General features: G+C 53.0%; 13 protein-coding genes, 4 tRNA genes and 3 rRNA genes. 2 read left to right on the top strand and 18 right to left on the bottom strand.

What is annotated here, in order from left to right:
* Positions 1 to 6: 6 nt before the first annotated feature.
* The 18 genes from rpoB to tyrS all read right to left on the bottom strand — a co-directional run bounded on the left by rpoB (position 7) and on the right by tyrS (position 17,413).
* Entirely contained in the window at positions 7 to 4,080 is a 4,074-nt protein-coding gene (gene rpoB, locus V6P94_RS05610; RefSeq protein WP_133079711.1) for a DNA-directed RNA polymerase subunit beta, read from the bottom strand.
* A gap of 219 nt (positions 4,081 to 4,299) precedes the next feature.
* Positions 4,300 to 4,665, bottom strand: a complete 366-nt coding sequence (gene rplL / locus V6P94_RS05605) for a 50S ribosomal protein L7/L12 (RefSeq protein WP_003444390.1) — start codon at positions 4,663 to 4,665, stop codon at positions 4,300 to 4,302.
* 80 nt (positions 4,666 to 4,745) lie between these two features.
* Positions 4,746 to 5,246, bottom strand: a complete 501-nt coding sequence (gene rplJ, locus V6P94_RS05600) for a 50S ribosomal protein L10 (RefSeq protein WP_003444392.1) — start codon at positions 5,244 to 5,246, stop codon at positions 4,746 to 4,748.
* A 196-nt stretch (positions 5,247 to 5,442) separates the two neighbouring features.
* Positions 5,443 to 6,138 carry a 50S ribosomal protein L1 gene (rplA, locus tag V6P94_RS05595; protein ID WP_003444394.1) on the bottom strand — a complete coding sequence of 232 codons (696 nt, stop codon included), beginning with the start codon at positions 6,136 to 6,138 and terminating at the stop codon, positions 5,443 to 5,445.
* Positions 6,138 to 6,569, bottom strand: a complete 432-nt coding sequence (gene rplK / locus V6P94_RS05590; protein ID WP_008008888.1) for a 50S ribosomal protein L11 — start codon at positions 6,567 to 6,569, stop codon at positions 6,138 to 6,140. Before rplK ends, rplA begins: the two co-directional genes overlap by 1 nt.
* Before the next feature lie 116 nt (positions 6,570 to 6,685).
* Positions 6,686 to 7,219 (bottom strand): transcription termination/antitermination protein NusG, encoded by a 534-nt coding sequence (gene nusG, locus V6P94_RS05585; protein WP_003444397.1) that lies wholly within the window; start codon positions 7,217 to 7,219, stop codon positions 6,686 to 6,688.
* Positions 7,220 to 7,228: 9 nt separating this feature from the next.
* Entirely contained in the window at positions 7,229 to 7,597 is a 369-nt protein-coding gene (secE, locus tag V6P94_RS05580; protein ID WP_003444399.1) for a preprotein translocase subunit SecE, read from the bottom strand.
* A 45-nt stretch (positions 7,598 to 7,642) separates the two neighbouring features.
* Positions 7,643 to 7,718, bottom strand: a tRNA-Trp gene (locus V6P94_RS05575).
* Between the two features lie 240 nt (positions 7,719 to 7,958).
* Positions 7,959 to 8,034: transfer RNA gene (locus V6P94_RS05570), tRNA-Thr, on the bottom strand.
* Between the two features lie 26 nt (positions 8,035 to 8,060).
* Positions 8,061 to 8,134: transfer RNA gene (locus V6P94_RS05565), tRNA-Gly, on the bottom strand.
* A gap of 25 nt (positions 8,135 to 8,159) precedes the next feature.
* Positions 8,160 to 8,244 (bottom strand) — tRNA-Tyr (locus V6P94_RS05560).
* Positions 8,245 to 8,354: 110 nt separating this feature from the next.
* Positions 8,355 to 8,831, bottom strand: a complete 477-nt coding sequence (locus V6P94_RS05555) for a hypothetical protein (protein WP_219262609.1) — start codon at positions 8,829 to 8,831, stop codon at positions 8,355 to 8,357.
* A gap of 7 nt (positions 8,832 to 8,838) precedes the next feature.
* Complete coding sequence (locus tag V6P94_RS05550; RefSeq protein ID WP_219262608.1) at positions 8,839 to 9,582, bottom strand: pantothenate kinase; 744 nt, start codon at positions 9,580 to 9,582, stop codon at positions 8,839 to 8,841.
* A complete protein-coding gene (gene birA, locus V6P94_RS05545; protein ID WP_219262607.1) occupies positions 9,572 to 10,519 on the bottom strand; it encodes a bifunctional biotin--[acetyl-CoA-carboxylase] ligase/biotin operon repressor BirA in 948 nt (315 codons plus the stop codon). Before birA ends, V6P94_RS05550 begins: the two co-directional genes overlap by 11 nt.
* Before the next feature lie 194 nt (positions 10,520 to 10,713).
* Positions 10,714 to 10,829 (bottom strand): 5S ribosomal RNA (gene rrf / locus V6P94_RS05540).
* A gap of 151 nt (positions 10,830 to 10,980) precedes the next feature.
* Positions 10,981 to 13,872, bottom strand: a 23S ribosomal RNA gene (locus tag V6P94_RS05535).
* Positions 13,873 to 14,196: 324 nt separating this feature from the next.
* A 16S ribosomal RNA gene (locus tag V6P94_RS05530) occupies positions 14,197 to 15,733 on the bottom strand.
* The 16S, 23S and 5S rRNA genes sit together here, the layout of an rRNA operon.
* 480 nt (positions 15,734 to 16,213) lie before the next feature.
* On the bottom strand, positions 16,214 to 17,413 hold the full coding sequence (tyrS, locus tag V6P94_RS05525; RefSeq protein WP_133075338.1) for a tyrosine--tRNA ligase: 1,200 nt from the start codon (positions 17,411 to 17,413) through the stop codon (positions 16,214 to 16,216).
* A 214-nt stretch (positions 17,414 to 17,627) separates the two neighbouring features.
* On the opposite strand from tyrS, the gene V6P94_RS05520 reads away from it, so the two are divergent.
* Positions 17,628 to 19,037, top strand: a complete 1,410-nt coding sequence (locus tag V6P94_RS05520) for a peptidoglycan DD-metalloendopeptidase family protein (protein ID WP_133075337.1) — start codon at positions 17,628 to 17,630, stop codon at positions 19,035 to 19,037.
* 3 nt (positions 19,038 to 19,040) lie between these two features.
* Positions 19,041 to 20,132 carry an anhydro-N-acetylmuramic acid kinase gene (locus tag V6P94_RS05515; protein WP_326398571.1) on the top strand — a complete coding sequence of 364 codons (1,092 nt, stop codon included), beginning with the start codon at positions 19,041 to 19,043 and terminating at the stop codon, positions 20,130 to 20,132.
* The last annotated feature ends 35 nt before the right edge of the window (positions 20,133 to 20,167 follow it).

Below are 20,167 nucleotides of genomic sequence, written 5' to 3'. Positions count from 1 at the left end.
CACGTGTTATTCGGTTTCCAGATCGATATCGATGCCGAGGGAACGAATTTCTTTGATCAACACGTTGAAGGACTCGGGCATGCCCGGCTCCATACGGTGATCGCCGTCCACGATGTTTTTGTACATCTTGGTACGACCGTTCACATCGTCCGACTTCACTGTGAGCATTTCTTGCAGAGTGTATGCCGCGCCGTAGGCTTCCAGCGCCCAGACCTCCATCTCCCCGAAACGCTGACCACCGAACTGTGCCTTACCACCCAGCGGCTGCTGGGTAACCAGGCTGTAAGAACCGGTAGAACGAGCATGCATCTTGTCGTCTACCAAGTGGTTCAGCTTCAGCATGTACATGTAGCCAACGGTAACCGGGCGCTCAAACTGGTTGCCGGTACGACCGTCTGTCAGCGTCATCTGGCCGCTGTCCGGCAAATCTGCCAAACGAAGCATTGCCTTGATTTCGCTTTCTTTGGCACCGTCGAACACCGGGGTAGCCATCGGCACACCGCCACGAAGGTTCTTCGCCAGATCCAGGATTTCCTGATCGGAGAAGTCATCCAGGCTTTCTTGACGACCGCCAATTTCGTTGTAGATCTCATGCAGGAACTTGCGCAGGTCAGCGACCTTGCGTTGTTCTTCAATCATGAGGTTGATCTTCTCGCCCAAACCTTTAGCCGCGAGGCCCAGGTGAGTTTCGAGAATCTGACCAACGTTCATACGCGAAGGTACGCCCAACGGGTTGAGAACCACATCAACCGGGGTGCCATTGGCATCGTACGGCATGTCTTCAACCGGCATGATCACGGAGACCACACCTTTGTTACCGTGACGACCAGCCATCTTGTCACCCGGCTGGATGCGACGACGGATTGCCAGGTAAACCTTGACGATTTTCAGCACGCCCGGAGCCAGGTCATCGCCCTGCTGCAGTTTGCGCTTCTTGTCTTCGAACTTGTCATCCAGCAGACGACGGCGATCGATGATGTAGGCCTGAGCTTTTTCAAGCTGCTCATTCAGAGCATCTTCAGCCATGCGCAGTTTGAACCACTGACCATGCTCAAGACCGTCCAGGATTTCATTGGTGATTTCCTGGCCTTTCTTCAGACCGGCACCGCCCTCGGCAATACGACCAACCAGAGCAGAGCGCAGACGTTCAAAAGTAGCGCCTTCAACGATACGGAACTCTTCGTTCAGATCCTTGCGGATCTCGTCCAGCTGGGTCTTCTCGATCGACAGGGCACGAGCATCACGCTCAACGCCGTCACGAGTGAAGACTTGTACGTCGATTACAGTACCTTTGGTACCGGTAGGTACACGCAGGGAAGTGTCTTTAACGTCGCTGGCTTTTTCACCGAAGATTGCGCGCAACAGCTTCTCTTCTGGAGTCAGCTGAGTCTCGCCTTTCGGAGTGACCTTACCTACCAGAATGTCGCCAGCGCCAACTTCAGCACCTACGTAAACAATACCGGCTTCGTCCAGTTTGTTCAGTGCAGCTTCACCCACGTTCGGGATATCTGCAGTGATCTCTTCAGGCCCAAGCTTGGTGTCACGTGCCACACAGGTCAGTTCCTGAATGTGGATCGTGGTAAAGCGATCTTCTTGAACAACTCGTTCCGACAGGCAGATGGAGTCTTCGAAGTTGTAACCGTTCCAGGCCATGAACGCGATACGCATGTTCTGACCCAACGCCAGTTCACCCATATCGGTGGACGGACCGTCAGCCATGATGTCGCTGCGCTGTACACGATCACCCTTGCGGACCAGCGGACGCTGGTTGATGCAAGTGTTCTGGTTGGAGCGGGTGTACTTGGTCAGGTTGTAGATATCAACACCAGCTTCGCCGGTCTCAACTTCATCATCAGCAACACGAACCACAATACGGCTGGCATCAACAGAGTCGATCACGCCGCCACGACGAGCCACGACGCAAACGCCGGAGTCACGAGCTACGTTACGCTCCATGCCAGTACCTACCAGCGGCTTGTCAGCGCGCAGGGTCGGTACAGCTTGACGCTGCATGTTCGAACCCATCAACGCACGGTTGGCGTCATCGTGCTCGAGGAACGGAATCAACGACGCTGCAACCGAAACAACCTGCTTCGGAGATACGTCCATCAAGGTGACGTCTTCCGGCGCCTTAACGGTGAATTCGTTCAAGTGACGAACAGCTACCAGCTCGTCGATCAGGACTTTCTTGTCGTTCATCGTGGCCGAGGCCTGAGCGATCACGTGATCGGCTTCTTCGATGGCGGACAGGAAAACGATCTCGTCAGTTACCAGTGCGTCTTTAACCACACGGTACGGGCTTTCAAGGAAGCCGTACTGGTTGGTGCGCGCATAGGCAGCCAAGGAGTTGATCAGACCAATATTCGGACCTTCCGGCGTCTCAATCGGGCAAACACGGCCGTAGTGAGTCGGGTGTACGTCACGAACTTCAAAGCCGGCACGCTCACGCGTCAAACCGCCCGGGCCCAGTGCAGAAACACGGCGCTTGTGGGTGATCTCGGACAGAGGGTTGTTCTGGTCCATGAACTGGGACAGCTGGCTCGAACCGAAGAACTCTTTCACCGCCGCAGCCACTGGCTTGGCGTTGATCAGGTCTTGCGGCATCAGGCCTTCGCTTTCAGCCATCGACAGACGCTCTTTGACCGCACGCTCAACACGCACCAGGCCAACGCGGAACTGGTTCTCGGCCATTTCGCCTACACAGCGAACACGACGGTTACCCAGGTGGTCGATGTCATCGACGATGCCTTTACCGTTACGGATGTCGACCAGGGTCTTCAGCACAGCAACGATGTCTTCTTTGCACAACACGCCCGAACCTTCGATCTCGGTACGACCGATACGACGGTTGAACTTCATCCGGCCGACCGCAGACAGGTCATAGCGCTCAGGGCTGAAGAACAGGTTGTTGAACAGGGTCTCGGCAGCGTCTTTGGTTGGCGGCTCGCCTGGACGCATCATGCGATAGATCTCGACCAGCGCTTCCAATTGGTTGCTGGTGGAGTCGATCTTCAGAGTGTCGGAAACGAACGGACCACAGTCGATATCGTTGGTGTACAACGTCTCGATGCGAACAACCTGGCCCTTGGCGATTTTTGCCAGGATTTCAGTCGTCAGCTCGGTGTTGCACTCAGCAATGATTTCGCCGGTAGCCGGATGCACGATAGCTTTGGCCGTTGTGCGTCCCAGGACATAGTCCAGAGGCATAACGAGCTCTTTGATACCGGCTTTTTCCAGCTGGTTGATGTGGCGAGCAGTAATACGACGACCCTGCTCAACAATCACCTTGCCTTTGTCATCGGTAATATCGATGGCCGCGATTTCACCGCGCAGACGATGCGGAACCAGTTCCAGGCTAATGCTTTCGCCCTGAACGTGGAACACGTTGGTCGTGTAGAACGCGTCCAGCACTTGTTCAGTGGTATAGCCCAGCGCACGCAGCAATACCGATGCAGGCAGCTTGCGACGACGGTCGATACGCACGAACACGCAGTCTTTCGGATCGAACTCAAAGTCCAACCACGAACCGCGGTAAGGAATGATACGCGCAGAATAAAGCAGCTTACCGGAGCTGTGCGTCTTGCCGCGGTCGTGGTCAAAGAACACGCCCGGGGAACGGTGCAGCTGGGAAACAATTACACGCTCGGTACCGTTGATTACGAAGGTACCGTTTTCAGTCATCAGGGGGATTTCACCCATGTAGACTTCTTGCTCTTTGATGTCCTTGATCGCTTTGTTCGACGATTCTTTGTCGAAAATGATCAAACGAACTTTTACCCGCAAAGGTACGGCGTACGTTACGCCACGCAACACGCATTCTTTGACATCAAATGCCGGCTCGCCCAAGCGATAACCGACGTACTCCAGCGCAGCATTGCCGGAGTAGCTGATGATCGGGAAAACGGATTTGAAGGCCGCATGCAGGCCCACGTCGCGGAACTTATCTTTAGTCGCTCCCGCCTGCAAGAATTCACGATACGAATCCAGCTGGATTGCCAAGAGATACGGCACATCCATGACGTCCGGCAACTTGCTAAAGTCCTTGCGGATACGTTTTTTCTCAGTATATGAGTAAGCCATCAGCGTTCCCCAGCTTGGTCACCTGCTTGTTTGGCCTCTCCCGACGGGAGCAGCCAGAAAATCGTGCAAACCCCTTGGTTTGCTCCACCGCACAGGGTGGTTACAGCACGTTAAAGGCATCGACCTAGTCGACTGCCAATAACGGAAAAAGGCCGGTGGCAAGAGCCACCAGCCATCAGCCTCAGCTTAACGCTTGGGCTGGAGACGCAAGGTCGATGCTTACTTCAGCTCGACTTTAGCGCCTGCTTCTTCCAAGGCTGCCTTGGCTTTGTCAGCTGCGTCTTTCGCAACAGCTTCCAGAACAACGCTAGGAGCGCTGTCTACAACTGCCTTGGCTTCTTTCAGGCCCAGACCAGTCAGCTCACGAACAGCCTTGATCACGTTAACTTTCTTCTCGCCAGCTTCCAGCAGCATGACGTTGAATTCAGTTTGCTCTTCAACAACAGCAGCGGCAGCAGCAGGACCAGCAGAAGCAGCAGCAGCAGAAACGCCGAATGCTTCTTCCATTGCCTTGATCAGCTCAACGATTTCCAGAACGGATTTCGAACCGATTGCGTCGATGATTTCTTGAGTAGTCAGAGACATGACTATAAATTCCTGTATTGGGGTGACAGCCTAGGCGGCCATCGAAATAAACAATAAACGCTGAAAGGAGTTGCTCAGCCTTAGGCTGCAGCTGCTTCTTTCTGGTCGCGAAGTGCCGCCAGAGTACGAGCCAATTTGCTGGTAGCGCCTTGAATCACGCTCATCAGCTGAGAAATTGCTTCGTCACGGGTCGGCAGACTTGCCAGTACGTCGATCTGATTAGCTGCGAGGAACTTGCCCTCGAACGCAGCTGCCTTGATCTCGAACTTATCCTGACCTTTAGCGAACTCTTTGAACAAACGGGCAGCAGCGCCTGGATGTTCGTTCGAGAATGCGATCAAGGTCGGGCCTGTGAACACGTCGTTGAGGACACTGTATTCAGTGTCAGCAACAGCGCGCTTTAGCAGGGTGTTACGTACAACACGTACGTAAACGCCAGCTTCACGAGCCTCTTTACGGAGTCCGGTCATAGCGCCTACTGTCACACCGCGGGCATCAGCCACAACAGCGGACAGGGCAACTTTGGCAGCCTCGTTGACTTCAGCGACGATGGCCTTCTTGTCTTCGAGTTTAATTGCCACGGGTTTAACTCCTGCATGTTACCGTTTCATCCAACCGAGGCCGGATGTCGTTTTGGTGTCTGATTCGGTAAGGAACCGGGAGCACCATCTGCGTAGGCTTGAAGTTTAAGGCTTGCGCCGCCTACGGTCTTGGATAGCCCCCGCCAGGCAGGGACCCCAATCTTTCATTGGCGAGCTAAAAGCACGCCAATTTGTCTTACGCGTCCAAAGAACCTTGGTCGATGACCAAGCCTGGGCCCATAGTGGTGCTCAGGGTAACGCGCTTAACATAAATACCTTTCGAAGAAGCTGGCTTGATACGCTTCAGATCAGCGATCAGGGCTTCAACGTTTTCCTTCAGCTTGACGGCATCAAAACCGATCTTGCCAACGGAAGTGTGGATGATACCGTTTTTGTCAGTGCGATAACGAACCTGACCAGCCTTCGCGTTCTTGACAGCGGTAGCTACGTCTGGAGTTACAGTACCAACCTTAGGGTTAGGCATCAGACCACGTGGACCAAGGATCTGACCCAACTGACCAACAACACGCATTGCGTCCGGGGAGGCAATAACTACGTCATAGTTCAGGTCGCCGCCTTTCATTTCGGCAGCTAGGTCGTCCATACCAACGCGATCAGCGCCGGCAGCCAGAGCAGCTTCAGCAGCTGGACCCTGAGTGAACACAGCTACACGTACAGTCTTGCCAGTGCCGTGTGGCAGCACAGTAGCGCTACGAACAACCTGGTCAGATTTACGTGGGTCTACGCCCAGGTTAACGGCGATGTCAAAAGACTCGCTGAATTTTACAGTCGACAGCTCAGCCAGCAAAGCAGCAGCGTCTACAAAGTTGTAAGACTTGCCAGCTTCAATTTTACCGGCGATTGCCTTTTGACGCTTAGTCAGCTTAGCCATTACACACCCTCCACGTTAAGGCCCATGCTACGAGCAGAACCGGCGATAGTACGCACGGCTGCTTCCATATCAGCTGCAGTCAGATCCGCGTTTTTGGTTTTCGCGATTTCTTCCAGCTGAGCACGAGTCACAGTGCCAACCTTAACGGTGTTTGGACGAGCGGAACCGCTAGTCAGACCAGCAGCCTTCTTCAGCAGAACCGAAGCAGGGGTCGACTTGGTTTCGAACGTAAAGCTACGGTCGCTGTATACAGTGATGATCACTGGAGTCGGCAGGCCTGGCTCAATACCCTGAGTACGGGCGTTGAAAGCTTTGCAGAATTCCATGATGTTCACGCCGTGCTGACCCAGAGCCGGGCCTACGGGTGGACTTGGGTTGGCCTGAGCGGCCTTCACTTGCAGCTTGATGTAAGCGGTAATCTTCTTAGCCATGAGGCACTCCAATTACGGGTTCAAGCGCCTAAAGAGGCTCCCCGGTTACTTGCGCGTTTATCCCAGTGACGACAAAACCCCACAGCCTAGACCATGGGGTTGGGATTCGTGTCTAACTAGACCTTTTCGACCTGGCTAAACTCTAGCTCTACCGGAGTAGAGCGACCGAAAATGAGCACTGCCACTTGGATGCGGCTCTTTTCGTAGTTAACTTCTTCGACTGTGCCATTGAAATCAGCAAATGGACCGTCGGTAACACGGACAACTTCGCCCGGTTCGAATAGTGTTTTTGGCTTAGGCTTGTCGCTACCATCAGCAACACGACGCAGAATTGCTTCCGCCTCTTTATCAGTGATCGGCGCCGGCTTGTCGGCAGTCCCACCAATGAAGCCCATTACGCGCGGAGTATCCTTGACCAAGTGCCAAGTACCCTCGCTCATATCCATCTGAACCAGCACATAACCAGGGAAGAACTTACGCTCGCTTTTGCGTTTCTGGCCATTACGCATTTCAACCACTTCTTCAGTGGGAACCAGAATTTCGCCGAAGCCTTCTTCCATGCCTGCCAGCTTAATACGCTCAATCAAAGAGCGCATAACATGCTTTTCGTAACCCGAATAAGCATGCACTACGTACCAACGCTTAGCCACGGGACACCCTTAGCCAACAATCAAGGAAACGAGCCAACCGAGCAGGGAATCTAAACCCCACAACAGCAACGCCATAACAAGAACAACAGCCACCACGATCAACGTGGTCTGCGTAGTTTCTTGGCGAGTTGGCCATACGACTTTACGAATCTCAGTACGAGCTTCCTTCACCAACACAGAGAACGACTTGCCTTTAGCCGTCTGCAAGCCTACATAGGCAGCAACAGCAGCAATCACAAGAAGTGCAATGACGCGATACAGGATCGGCGAACCAGAATAATACTGATTCCCAACAACGCCAACCACCACAAGAGCAACCACTACAAGCCACTTGAGGAGATCGAAGCGAGAGCCTTGAACTTCAGCCTTGGGAGTCATCTAAGAGGATCCTGTGAAAAGAAAGCCAGACGCAATGAGCGAATCTGGCAGGTCAGGAGGGAATCGAACCCCCAACCTACGGTTTTGGAGACCGTCGCTCTGCCAATTGAGCTACTGACCTAAAACATTATCGAGCCGCCGATTATGCCGACACGAGAGAGACTTTTCAACAACTTATGCAATTACTTTTGCAACCAACCCTATCAAAGCGGAGATTGCCAGCGAGCAGCAGAATGCGAGCTACTCACAACCGTAACAACCAACCAGGGCAGCAGCACCAAAAGCACCACCAGCAAACACCCCAGACAGGCTATGCACCTGTTAAAACAAAGGCAGATATTTTCATATCTGCCTTGTTATATGGAGCTCTTGAGCGGATTTGAACCGCTGACCTCACCCTTACCAAGGGTGTGCTCTACCAACTGAGCTACAAGAGCGAAACACGTTGCGAAAACAGCTAGACTGGAGCGGGTGGCGGGAATCGAACCCGCATCATTAGCTTGGAAGGCTAAGGTTCTACCACTAAACTACACCCGCAAATCTTGCTGCTCTAGCTTGAATATGGTGGAGGGGGAAGGATTCGAACCTTCGAAGTCGTAGACGTCAGATTTACAGTCTGATCCCTTTGGCCGCTCGGGAACCCCTCCTGAGCTGGCTAGAATTCTACACCATTCTAACCTTATGTCAACCACTTTCTTCAATTAAATCAGGAAGTTAGCAACTTGACTCGCTTCACACCTAGTAGCCTGTTCGGTGTTCACTGTGGAGCGGGCGCCATTCTATGCAAACTATCGGATGGCTGCAAGCCCTCACACCGCATTTTTTTGTATTTTAACCCATTGAATTCATTGGCAAGGTTAGCCAAAGCCATTTCAGTGCCCACAGCACCGATTTGAGGCGAGAGTTTTAGTACATATCCCCCTGAATCATCTCGGACCACTGTGGACGGCAGTGACTGCACATCCACATCAGAAAGCTTGCTCTGAAGACTGCGCAACTGCTCTTCACTGGATAAGCCGCTTATATAGAAGCACTCCAGACTTTCTACACGGTCTCCAGAAACACTGTCACTGACGACCTTGGGTCGCGCCTCACTGAGTAGGCGTATGTCCTGCTTGTTCCCCTTATACAAGGACAAGGAAATGACTTCCTTCGCCCTGGGCGGCGCCTCTTGTTGATGCCAGACGTAATAAAAGATATTGAGTACAACTAGCAGAAGAAACAGCCAACGCATAAGAACCTCAAGGAAGGGGACACACTACCGCCAAGCCTACAAATACAAGGTCTTGCACCAAACGAGCATCAGGCACCATATCCCTCACCAAACTGGCGTCACCGCCCGTGAGAAAAACCTCAAAATCCTGCCCCCAATATTCGCGCGCCAACTCCAGCTGGGTCAAAACGAAGCCTCTCATCATCAGCAAACAACCACGCTCAACAGCCTCAGCCGTGGTACGACCCGGAGTCTGCTGTAGCAACGCCTGCTCCGCCGAAAAGTCGTCGTACCTGATACGCCGCGTATGCGTACGCAATTGGTCCCGCATCAAGGGCATACCAGGGCATATAAATCCTCCCAGGTGCTGACCATCGGACGCAACAAAGTCCGCAGTGACCGCCGTACCGAAATCCAGAACAAGGCACGCATTCTTAGCCAGCTCAAATGCCCCAACCAGAGCCAGCCAGCGATCCAGCCCCAAACGAGCAAACTCCTCATATCCGTTACTTACACCCGCGACTTCCCTTGCAGGTTTAGCACACTCCACTCCGACACCGAGCATCGAGGCAATTGATGCCACCAGACTCGATGTCTCGTCATCACTGCGCACGCTAACCAAGCGGCAATGGGTTATGCGCAGCTCCGGAGCAGCTAGTATCGCGGCCATAAGCCCAGCATCTGAGTCCACGACTCCGCCGCTTACTACAACCGTGCCGTCTAGAGCGCGCCATTTTATGAAACTGTTTCCACAGTCCATTTCAAGAATCATCGCGCAACCTCAAACTAAGCTCACCGCCACTGAACACCTTCTCCTCACCATTTACACTCATACGCAGCGCACCCTGACGGTCAATACCCATGACCGTACCGTTCACCTGGTGCACCCCAGCGATCAAAGAGACTTCACGCCCTTGCCACAAATGATTTTGTTCCCACTCCGACTGAATAGCCGAAAAGCCTGAGACCTCATGGCGCTTGAGATACATGCGCAAGCTATCGCTGAGCTTTGACACTAATTCATTACGGTTAGTCGCAACTCCAGACTCCAGAAAAACCGAAGTCCAGGCCTGATCAACCTCACTCGCCACTCTCATGTTAACGTTGATACCGATACCAAGGACTACATGACATACGTCGGCCGGATCTCCGACCAGCTCAAGCAAGATGCCGGCAATTTTTTTGTTGCTCACTAGCACATCATTTGGCCATTTCAGCCCCGCATCCGAGACACCAACCGCTCTGAGCGCACTCAGCACCGCAAGGCCAACTACGAGGCTAAGCCCTTCCAGCTGACGCATACCCCCATCCATCCGGAGCACTAGACTGTAGTAAATATTCTCCGCGAAAGGACTAACCCACTTACGCCCCCGTCGCCCCCTGCCTGCGGTCTGTCTCTCAGCCAGTATTACAAATGGCGCCGTTACACCACGATCAACCGCGCGCAGGGCTTCAGCATTCGTAGAGTCTAACGAGTGGCTAATCGCAACAGGCCAAGGACTCGCTGCCAACTGATCCAGCTCAAGCAGCTCAAGGGGGGCAGCCAACTGATAGCCACGACCACGAACCTTATGAATTGATAAGTTCAAGTCTGACTCCAAGTGCTGGAGCTGCTTCCATACAGCGCTGCGACTAACGCCGAGCGCAGCCCCGAGCGCTTGTCCCGAATGAAATCGACCGTCTTTAAGGAGTTTCAACAACGTCAGCATGCAAGTATCGCCTCACAATGAGGCACGCATAATAGCCATGAGGAGAGCTATTGCATAGAAACGCTGCTACGCACTGCAGCAGACGCTCCTGAAAAGTGGGACAGCAACAAGTGCGGCTAGCCATAGCTGCAACTTTTCTCGGCCCAAAAACAAACCCCCTGTCTGCGCGAGCAGACAGGGGGTTTGGAATTTAATCTTGACGATGACCTACTCTCACATGGGGAAACCCCACACTACCATCGGCGATGCATCGTTTCACTTCTGAGTTCGGGATGGGATCAGGTGGTTCCAATGCTCTATGGTCGTCAAGAAATTCGGTAGCCAGGTCGTTTACCTTTCGGTTTACGCTCCAGCGAATGGGTATGTAATAGTTTGGTGTTTTGTGAGTCGCAAACTTTCGGTCTGTATCGTCTTCACACACCGCAATCTGGTCTCTTCGACTCAAATTGCTTGGGTGTTATATGGTCAAGCCTCACGGGCAATTAGTATTGGTTAGCTCAACGCCTCACAGCGCTTACACACCCAACCTATCAACGTCGTAGTCTTCGACGGCCCTTTAGGGAACTCAAGGTTCCAGTGAGATCTCATCTTGAGGCAAGTTTCCCGCTTAGATGCTTTCAGCGGTTATCTTTCCCGAACATAGCTACCCGGCAATGCCACTGGCGTGACAACCGGAACACCAGAGGTTCGTCCACTCCGGTCCTCTCGTACTAGGAGCAGCCCCTCTCAAATCTCAAACGTCCACGGCAGATAGGGACCGAACTGTCTCACGACGTTCTAAACCCAGCTCGCGTACCACTTTAAATGGCGAACAGCCATACCCTTGGGACCGGCTTCAGCCCCAGGATGTGATGAGCCGACATCGAGGTGCCAAACACCGCCGTCGATATGAACTCTTGGGCGGTATCAGCCTGTTATCCCCGGAGTACCTTTTATCCGTTGAGCGATGGCCCTTCCATACAGAACCACCGGATCACTAAGACCTACTTTCGTACCTGCTCGACGTGTCTGTCTCGCAGTCAAGCGCGCTTTTGCCTTTATACTCTACGACCGATTTCCGACCGGTCTGAGCGCACCTTCGTACTCCTCCGTTACTCTTTAGGAGGAGACCGCCCCAGTCAAACTACCCACCATACACTGTCCTCGATCCGGATAACGGACCTGAGTTAGAACCTCAAAGTTGCCAGGGTGGTATTTCAAGGTTGGCTCCATGCAGACTGGCGTCCACACTTCAAAGCCTCCCACCTATCCTACACAAGCAAATTCAAAGTCCAGTGCAAAGCTATAGTAAAGGTTCACGGGGTCTTTCCGTCTAGCCGCGGATACACTGCATCTTCACAGCGATTTCAATTTCACTGAGTCTCGGGTGGAGACAGCGCCGCCATCGTTACGCCATTCGTGCAGGTCGGAACTTACCCGACAAGGAATTTCGCTACCTTAGGACCGTTATAGTTACGGCCGCCGTTTACCGGGGCTTCGATCAAGAGCTTCGCGTTAGCTAACCCCATCAATTAACCTTCCGGCACCGGGCAGGCGTCACACCCTATACGTCCACTTTCGTGTTTGCAGAGTGCTGTGTTTTTAATAAACAGTCGCAGCGGCCTGGTATCTTCGACCGGCATGGGCTTACGCAGTAAATGCTTCACCCTCACCGGCGCACCTTCTCCCGAAGTTACGGTGCCATTTTGCCTAGTTCCTTCACCCGAGTTCTCTCAAGCGCCTTGGTATTCTCTACCCAACCACCTGTGTCGGTTTGGGGTACGGTTCCTGGTTACCTGAAGCTTAGAAGCTTTTCTTGGAAGCATGGCATCAACCACTTCGTTGTCTAAAAGACAACTCGTCATCAGCTCTCGGCCTTAGAATCCCGGATTTACCTAAGATTCCAGCCTACCACCTTAAACTTGGACAACCAACGCCAAGCTGGCCTAGCCTTCTCCGTCCCTCCATCGCAATAACCAGAAGTACAGGAATATTAACCTGTTTTCCATCGACTACGCTTTTCAGCCTCGCCTTAGGGACCGACTAACCCTGCGTCGATTAACGTTGCGCAGGAAACCTTGGTCTTTCGGCGTGGGTGTTTTTCACACCCATTATCGTTACTCATGTCAGCATTCGCACTTCTGATACCTCCAGCAAGCTTCTCAACTCACCTTCACAGGCTTACAGAACGCTCCTCTACCGCATCACCTAAGTGATACCCGTAGCTTCGGTGTATGGTTTGAGCCCCGTTAAATCTTCCGCGCAGGCCGACTCGACTAGTGAGCTATTACGCTTTCTTTAAAGGGTGGCTGCTTCTAAGCCAACCTCCTAGCTGTCTAAGCCTTCCCACATCGTTTCCCACTTAACCATAACTTTGGGACCTTAGCTGACGGTCTGGGTTGTTTCCCTTTTCACGACGGACGTTAGCACCCGCCGTGTGTCTCCCATGCTCGGCACTTGTAGGTATTCGGAGTTTGCATCGGTTTGGTAAGTCGGGATGACCCCCTAGCCGAAACAGTGCTCTACCCCCTACAGTGATACATGAGGCGCTACCTAAATAGCTTTCGAGGAGAACCAGCTATCTCCGAGCTTGATTAGCCTTTCACTCCGATCCACAGGTCATCCGCTAACTTTTCAACGGTAGTCGGTTCGGTCCTCCAGTTAGTGTTACCCAACCTTCAACCTGCCCATGGATAGATCGCCCGGTTTCGGGTCTATTCCCAGCGACTAGACGCCCTATTAAGACTCGCTTTCGCTACGCCTCCCCTATTCGGTTAAGCTTGCCACTGAAAATAAGTCGCTGACCCATTATACAAAAGGTACGCAGTCACCCAACAAAGTGGGCTCCCACTGCTTGTACGCATACGGTTTCAGGATCTATTTCACTCCCCTCTCCGGGGTTCTTTTCGCCTTTCCCTCACGGTACTAGTTCACTATCGGTCAGTCAGTAGTATTTAGCCTTGGAGGATGGTCCCCCCATATTCAGACAAAGTTTCTCGTGCTCCGTCCTACTCGATTTCACTGCAAAGATGTTTTCGCGTACAGGGCTATCACCCACTATGGCCGCACTTTCCAGAGCGTTCCGCTAACATCAATACAGCTTAAGGGCTGGTCCCCGTTCGCTCGCCACTACTAAGGGAATCTCGGTTGATTTCTTTTCCTCAGGGTACTTAGATGTTTCAGTTCCCCTGGTTCGCTTCTTAAGCCTATGTATTCAGCTTAAGATACCTAACTTATGTTAGGTGGGTTCCCCCATTCAGACATCTCCGGATCAAAGTCTGTTTGCCGACTCCCCGAAGCTTTTCGCAGGCTACCACGTCTTTCATCGCCTCTGACTGCCAAGGCATCCACCGTATGCGCTTCTTCACTTGACCATATAACCCCAAGCAATCTGGTTATACTATGAAGACGACATTCGCCGAAAATTCGCATGTTCAATTAAGAACGCTCACAAATTTTACCTTAGCCTGAATAAACACCAGTGAAAGTGTTATCCAGTCTAACTTTCTATTACATACCCAAATTTTTAAAGAACGATCTAATCAAAAGATCAGAAATCAACATTCACCACCGTTTGATGGAATGCTCATTTCTAAGCTTTACGACAGAAAAACCACAGAGCGACTCTGCAGTTATCGTCTTCTACAATGAATCAAGCAATTCGTGTGGGAACTTATGGAGCAGCTGATGTCGTCGATTAAGGAGGTGATCCAGCCGCAGGTTCCCCTACGGCTACCTTGTTACGACTTCACCCCAGTCATGAATCACACCGTGGTAACCGTCCTCCCGAAGGTTAGACTAGCTACTTCTGGTGCAACCCACTCCCATGGTGTGACGGGCGGTGTGTACAAGGCCCGGGAACGTATTCACCGTGACATTCTGATTCACGATTACTAGCGATTCCGACTTCACGCAGTCGAGTTGCAGACTGCGATCCGGACTACGATCGGTTTTATGGGATTAGCTCCACCTCGCGGCTTGGCAACCCTTTGTACCGACCATTGTAGCACGTGTGTAGCCCAGGCCGTAAGGGCCATGATGACTTGACGTCATCCCCACCTTCCTCCGGTTTGTCACCGGCAGTCTCCTTAGAGTGCCCACCATTACGTGCTGGTAACTAAGGACAAGGGTTGCGCTCGTTACGGGACTTAACCCAACATCTCACGACACGAGCTGACGACAGCCATGCAGCACCTGTCTCAATGTTCCCGAAGGCACCAATCTATCTCTAGAAAGTTCATTGGATGTCAAGGCCTGGTAAGGTTCTTCGCGTTGCTTCGAATTAAACCACATGCTCCACCGCTTGTGCGGGCCCCCGTCAATTCATTTGAGTTTTAACCTTGCGGCCGTACTCCCCAGGCGGTCAACTTAATGCGTTAGCTGCGCCACTAAGAGTTCAAGACTCCCAACGGCTAGTTGACATCGTTTACGGCGTGGACTACCAGGGTATCTAATCCTGTTTGCTCCCCACGCTTTCGCACCTCAGTGTCAGTATCAGTCCAGGTAGTCGCCTTCGCCACTGGTGTTCCTTCCTATATCTACGCATTTCACCGCTACACAGGAAATTCCACTACCCTCTACCATACTCTAGCTTGCCAGTTTTGGATGCAGTTCCCAGGTTGAGCCCGGGGATTTCACATTCAACTTAACAAACCACCTACGCGCGCTTTACGCCCAGTAATTCCGATTAACGCTTGCACCCTCTGTATTACCGCGGCTGCTGGCACAGAGTTAGCCGGTGCTTATTCTGTCGGTAACGTCAAAACACTAACGTATTAGGTTAATGCCCTTCCTCCCAACTTAAAGTGCTTTACAATCCGAAGACCTTCTTCACACACGCGGCATGGCTGGATCAGGCTTTCGCCCATTGTCCAATATTCCCCACTGCTGCCTCCCGTAGGAGTCTGGACCGTGTCTCAGTTCCAGTGTGACTGATCATCCTCTCAGACCAGTTACGGATCGTAGCCTTGGTGAGCCATTACCTCACCAACTAGCTAATCCGACCTAGGCTCATCTGATAGCGCAAGGCCTGAAGGTCCCCTGCTTTCTCCCGTAGGACGTATGCGGTATTAGCGTCCGTTTCCGAACGTTATCCCCCACTATCAGGCAGATTCCTAGGTATTACTCACCCGTCCGCCGCTCTCAAGAGAAGCAAGCTTCTCTCTACCGCTCGACTTGCATGTGTTAGGCCTGCCGCCAGCGTTCAATCTGAGCCATGATCAAACTCTTCAGTTCAAACATCTTTGGGTTTTTAAGAAACCCTAAACTTGGCTCAGCAATCGTTGGTTACATCTTTGATTTCTCGCGGAGTAACTTGTGATGCTGATAATCTTGTTGACTATCAGTCTGACTCCACAAGCACCCACACGAATTGCTTGATTCAGTTGTTAAAGAGCGGTTGGTTTAGCTTTCGCTGAACCGAGGCGCGCATTCTACAGCAGCCTCTGTTGCTGTCAAGCGGTTATTTTAAGATGTTTTCAAAGTTTCCTCTGTAACATCAACCACTTGCGCTTTCGATCTCTCGTTAGCGGGAGGCGAATTCTACAGCGTTACACGCTGCTGTCAACACCTCATTTCCTGCTTCGATGACTTGAAGCTGACACTGCCGAAAACCAATCCAACTCATTGAAACTCAAGGAGTTTTCCGTTTCGACTGCGCCGGAAGTGGGCGCATTATAGGCTAATAAAATGCGCCGTCCAGCACTAATTTCCTACTTATTCAGCTTTTAGCGTAATTCGCGCAAAAGCCTTCTTCCCAGCCTGACAAACGTGGGTAGAACCCAGTGCATATATATAGGAGCGATCAACCACCTCACCATCTATACGCACACCACCCGAACCCAGCAGGTCTCTGGCCACCGCTGAGTTCTTAACCAGCCCAGCTTTATTAAGAACAGCTGCAATCGGCATATCCTCAGTAGCAGTCAACTCCACCTCGGGCAGATCGTCTGGCAACTCGCCATCCTTCATCCGATTGCCGGCGCCACGATGCGCATTGGCCGCAGCCTCTTCACCATGGAATCGAGCCACGATCTCTTCGGCGAGCTTGATCTTGATATCACGCGGGTTAGCCCCCGCCTCCACGTCAGCCTTGAACGCATCGATTTCATCCATCGAGCGAAAGCTCAGCAGTTCGAAGTAGCGCCACATCAACGCATCAGGTATGGACACCAGCTTGCTGTACATCACACCCGGCGCTTCCTGGATACCAACATAGTTACCCAAGGACTTGGACATCTTCTTGACGCCGTCCAGACCTTCAAGCAAAGGCATTGTCACAATGCATTGCGCTTCCTGACCGTAGCCGCGCTGCAGCTCACGCCCCATCAGCAAATTGAATTTTTGATCTGTACCGCCCAGCTCAATGTCCGCCTTCAATGCAACCGAGTCATACCCTTGCACTAACGGGTAAAGGAACTCATGGATCGCGATTGGCTGATTGGTGGTGTAGCGCTTGTCGAAGTCATCGCGCTCAAGCATGCGAGCAACGGTGTACTGGGAAGTCAGGCGAATGAAGTCGGCAGGCCCCATTTGATCCATCCAGGTGGAGTTGAATGCCACCTCGGTTTTAGCCGGATCTAGAATCTTGAAAACCTGAGTTTTATACGTCTCGGCGTTTTCAAGTACCTGCTCGCGCGTCAGCGGTGGACGCGTAGCACTCTTGCCGCTCGGATCACCGATCATCCCGGTGAAATCACCTATAAGGAAGATCACCTGATGGCCCAGTTCCTGGAACTGGCGCAGCTTGTTAATGAGTACGGTATGACCCAAGTGCAGATCGGGTGCGGTCGGGTCGAATCCGGCCTTGATACGCAACGGCTGACCGCGCTTGAGTTTCTCGACCAATTCAGACTCGACCAGTACCTCTTCGGCACCCCGCTTTATTAGCGCTAGCTGCTCTTCAACCGACTTCATATCAGACCCGTAAGGCTCAAATTCAAAGGGAACCAACGATACAAGATCAGGGACTAATTACAAGTTCCGGCAGGCATACGGCGGTCTATCCGCGCGCGAATGGCTCGCGGACTTGCTTCAAGGGCGATTTGGTTATATTTTATACAGTTATTTCATATTCATTGTGCCAGTCATCTTTTCCAATTCATCCTTTATCTCAAAGTCAAAATCATCTATGACCAGTCAACCGCCTAAAGCGCCGCCGCTTTATCCGAAGACCCACCTGCTTGCCGCAAGTGGTATCGCCGCTCTCTTAAGCTTGGCCTTGCTGGTATTTCCCTCCAGCGAAGTAGAAGCCAAAAGAACAACGCTTAATCTGGAGCTGGAAACACCTGCTGAACAACTGACACAAGATCAAGACGCTGCCGAGCTCGTTCAAGCCACAAATGAAGCGAATCCATCGCCATTTGCCCAGATTGAACAGCAGGACAACGCACCGGTTGCGACTGCCAAAGTCGAACCAGCAGCGCCACCCGCCCCCACCCACCGCGAAGTGATCGTGAGTAAGGGTGACACGCTATCAACCTTGTTCCAGAAGGTCGGCCTGCCAGCTACCTCCGTGCATGAAGTACTGGCCAGCGACAAGCAAGCCAAGCAATTTAGCCAGCTCAAGCACGGCCAGAAGCTCGAATTTGAAATGAGCCCTGACGGCTTGCAACTGAACAAGCTGCATAGTCAGGTCAGCGATCTTGAGACCATAACCCTCAACAAAAGCGCCAAGGGTTATACCTTTCGCCGTGTCACGACCCTGCCTACCATGCGCACGGCGTACGCCCACGGCGTGATCAGCAGCTCGCTTTCCGTATCGGGCCAGCGCGCAGGCTTGCCGCACAGCACAACGATGGATATGGCCAAGGTGTTTGGTTACGACATCGACTTCGCTCAAGACATCCGCCCAGGCGATCAGTTTGAAGTGATCTATGAGCAGAAAGTGATCAACGGTAAAACCGTCGGCACTGGCAATATTCTCTCTGCGCGCTTTACCAACCGCGGTAAAACCTTTACCGCCGTTCGTTACACCAACAAGCAAGGCAACAGCAATTACTACACCGCCGACGGCAACAGCATGCGTAAAGCATTCATCCGCACCCCGGTAGATTTTGCCCGCATCAGCTCGCGTTTCTCGTCAGGTCGCAAGCATCCGATCCTGAACAAGATCCGCGCCCACAAAGGCGTTGATTACGCAGCGCCACGCGGGACCCCAATCAAAGCAACCGGCGATGGCAAAGTACTGCTGGCTGGTCGTCGTGGCGGCTACGGCAATACCGTCATCATTCAGCACGGTAACACTTACCGCACGCTTTACGGGCACATGCAGGGCTTCGCCAAAGGCGTCAAAACCGGCGGTTCGGTCAAGCAGGGCCAAGTGATTGGCTACATCGGGACAACTGGCCTTTCGACCGGTCCGCATCTGCACTACGAGTTCCAGGTCAATGGCGTACACGTTGATCCACTAGGACAGAAACTACCGATGGCCGACCCGATTGCCAAAGCTGAACGCACTCGCTTCCTGCAACAAAGCCAGCCATTGATGGCTCGCATGAATCAGGAAAAGGCCACCCTCCTGGCCTCGAGCAAGCGCTAAGCCATGGCCCTCTATATAGGTGTGATGTCCGGAACCAGCCTGGACGGTATGGACATCGCCCTTATAGAGCTGGGGGCTGGCATCAGGCTGCTGGCCACCCATTACATTCCCATGCCGAATACCTTGCGCAGCGAGCTACTTGGTTTGTGCGCCAGCGGCCCGGATGAAGTGGCCCGCTGTGCAATTGCCGAGAATCACTGGGTCGAACTGGCCGCACAGGGCGTCAACGCGCTCCTTGAGCAACAGCATTTGTCCCCGGCAGATATCCGCGCAATCGGCAGTCATGGCCAGACCATACGGCACGAACCCGCCCGCGGTTTTACCGTACAGATTGGTAATCCGGCACTCTTGGCCGAATTGACCAACATCTGCGTCGTAGGTGACTTCCGCCGTCGCGACGTGGCTGCCGGAGGTCAGGGAGCACCTTTGGTTCCTGCCTTCCACGAAGCATTGTTTACGGATCAAGTCGGTAACAGGGCAGTGCTTAACGTAGGCGGATTCAGCAACCTTAGCCTGATAACTTCTACCGCTCCCGTTGCAGGATTCGACTGCGGCCCGGGTAATGTCCTGCTGGATGCCTGGATACAAGAGCAGCGCGGTGAGCTCTATGACCGCAACGGTGACTGGGCTGCAAGCGGCAAGATTGAGCCGCTGCTGCTCAACGCCCTGCTCAGCGACCCTTTCTTCCAGACCAAGGGCCCAAAGAGTACAGGCCGCGAGGTATTCAACCTCGCATGGTTGAAACAGCATCTGTTCAACCTGCCCACTTTCCCTGCTGAAGACGTCCAGGCAACCCTGCTGGAGCTTACAGCACAGACCATCGCGCAATCCCTGAAGGCAGCCCAGCAACACACGGACGAGCTACTGGTATGCGGTGGCGGAGCCCACAATGCCGCATTGATGGCCCGACTGGCAGACTTGCTGGCTCCCGCCCAAGTGAACAGCACACAGGCCAAAGGTGTAGACCCTGACTGGGTCGAAGCAATGGCCTTTGCATGGCTCGCGCACTGCTGCCTGGAAAACATCCCTACCAACCGCCCCAGCGTCACTGGCGCACGCGGCTTGCGCATATTGGGCGCCATCTACCCCGCCTGACCGCCCACCTCACAGTACAGACAGCAAAACGCCGC

The organism is Pseudomonas sp. ML2-2023-3 (genome assembly GCF_037055275.1).
In the GTDB taxonomy this organism is placed as follows: Bacteria; Pseudomonadota; Gammaproteobacteria; order Pseudomonadales; family Pseudomonadaceae; genus Aquipseudomonas.
This window is presented reverse-complemented; position numbering and strand designations above follow the sequence as displayed.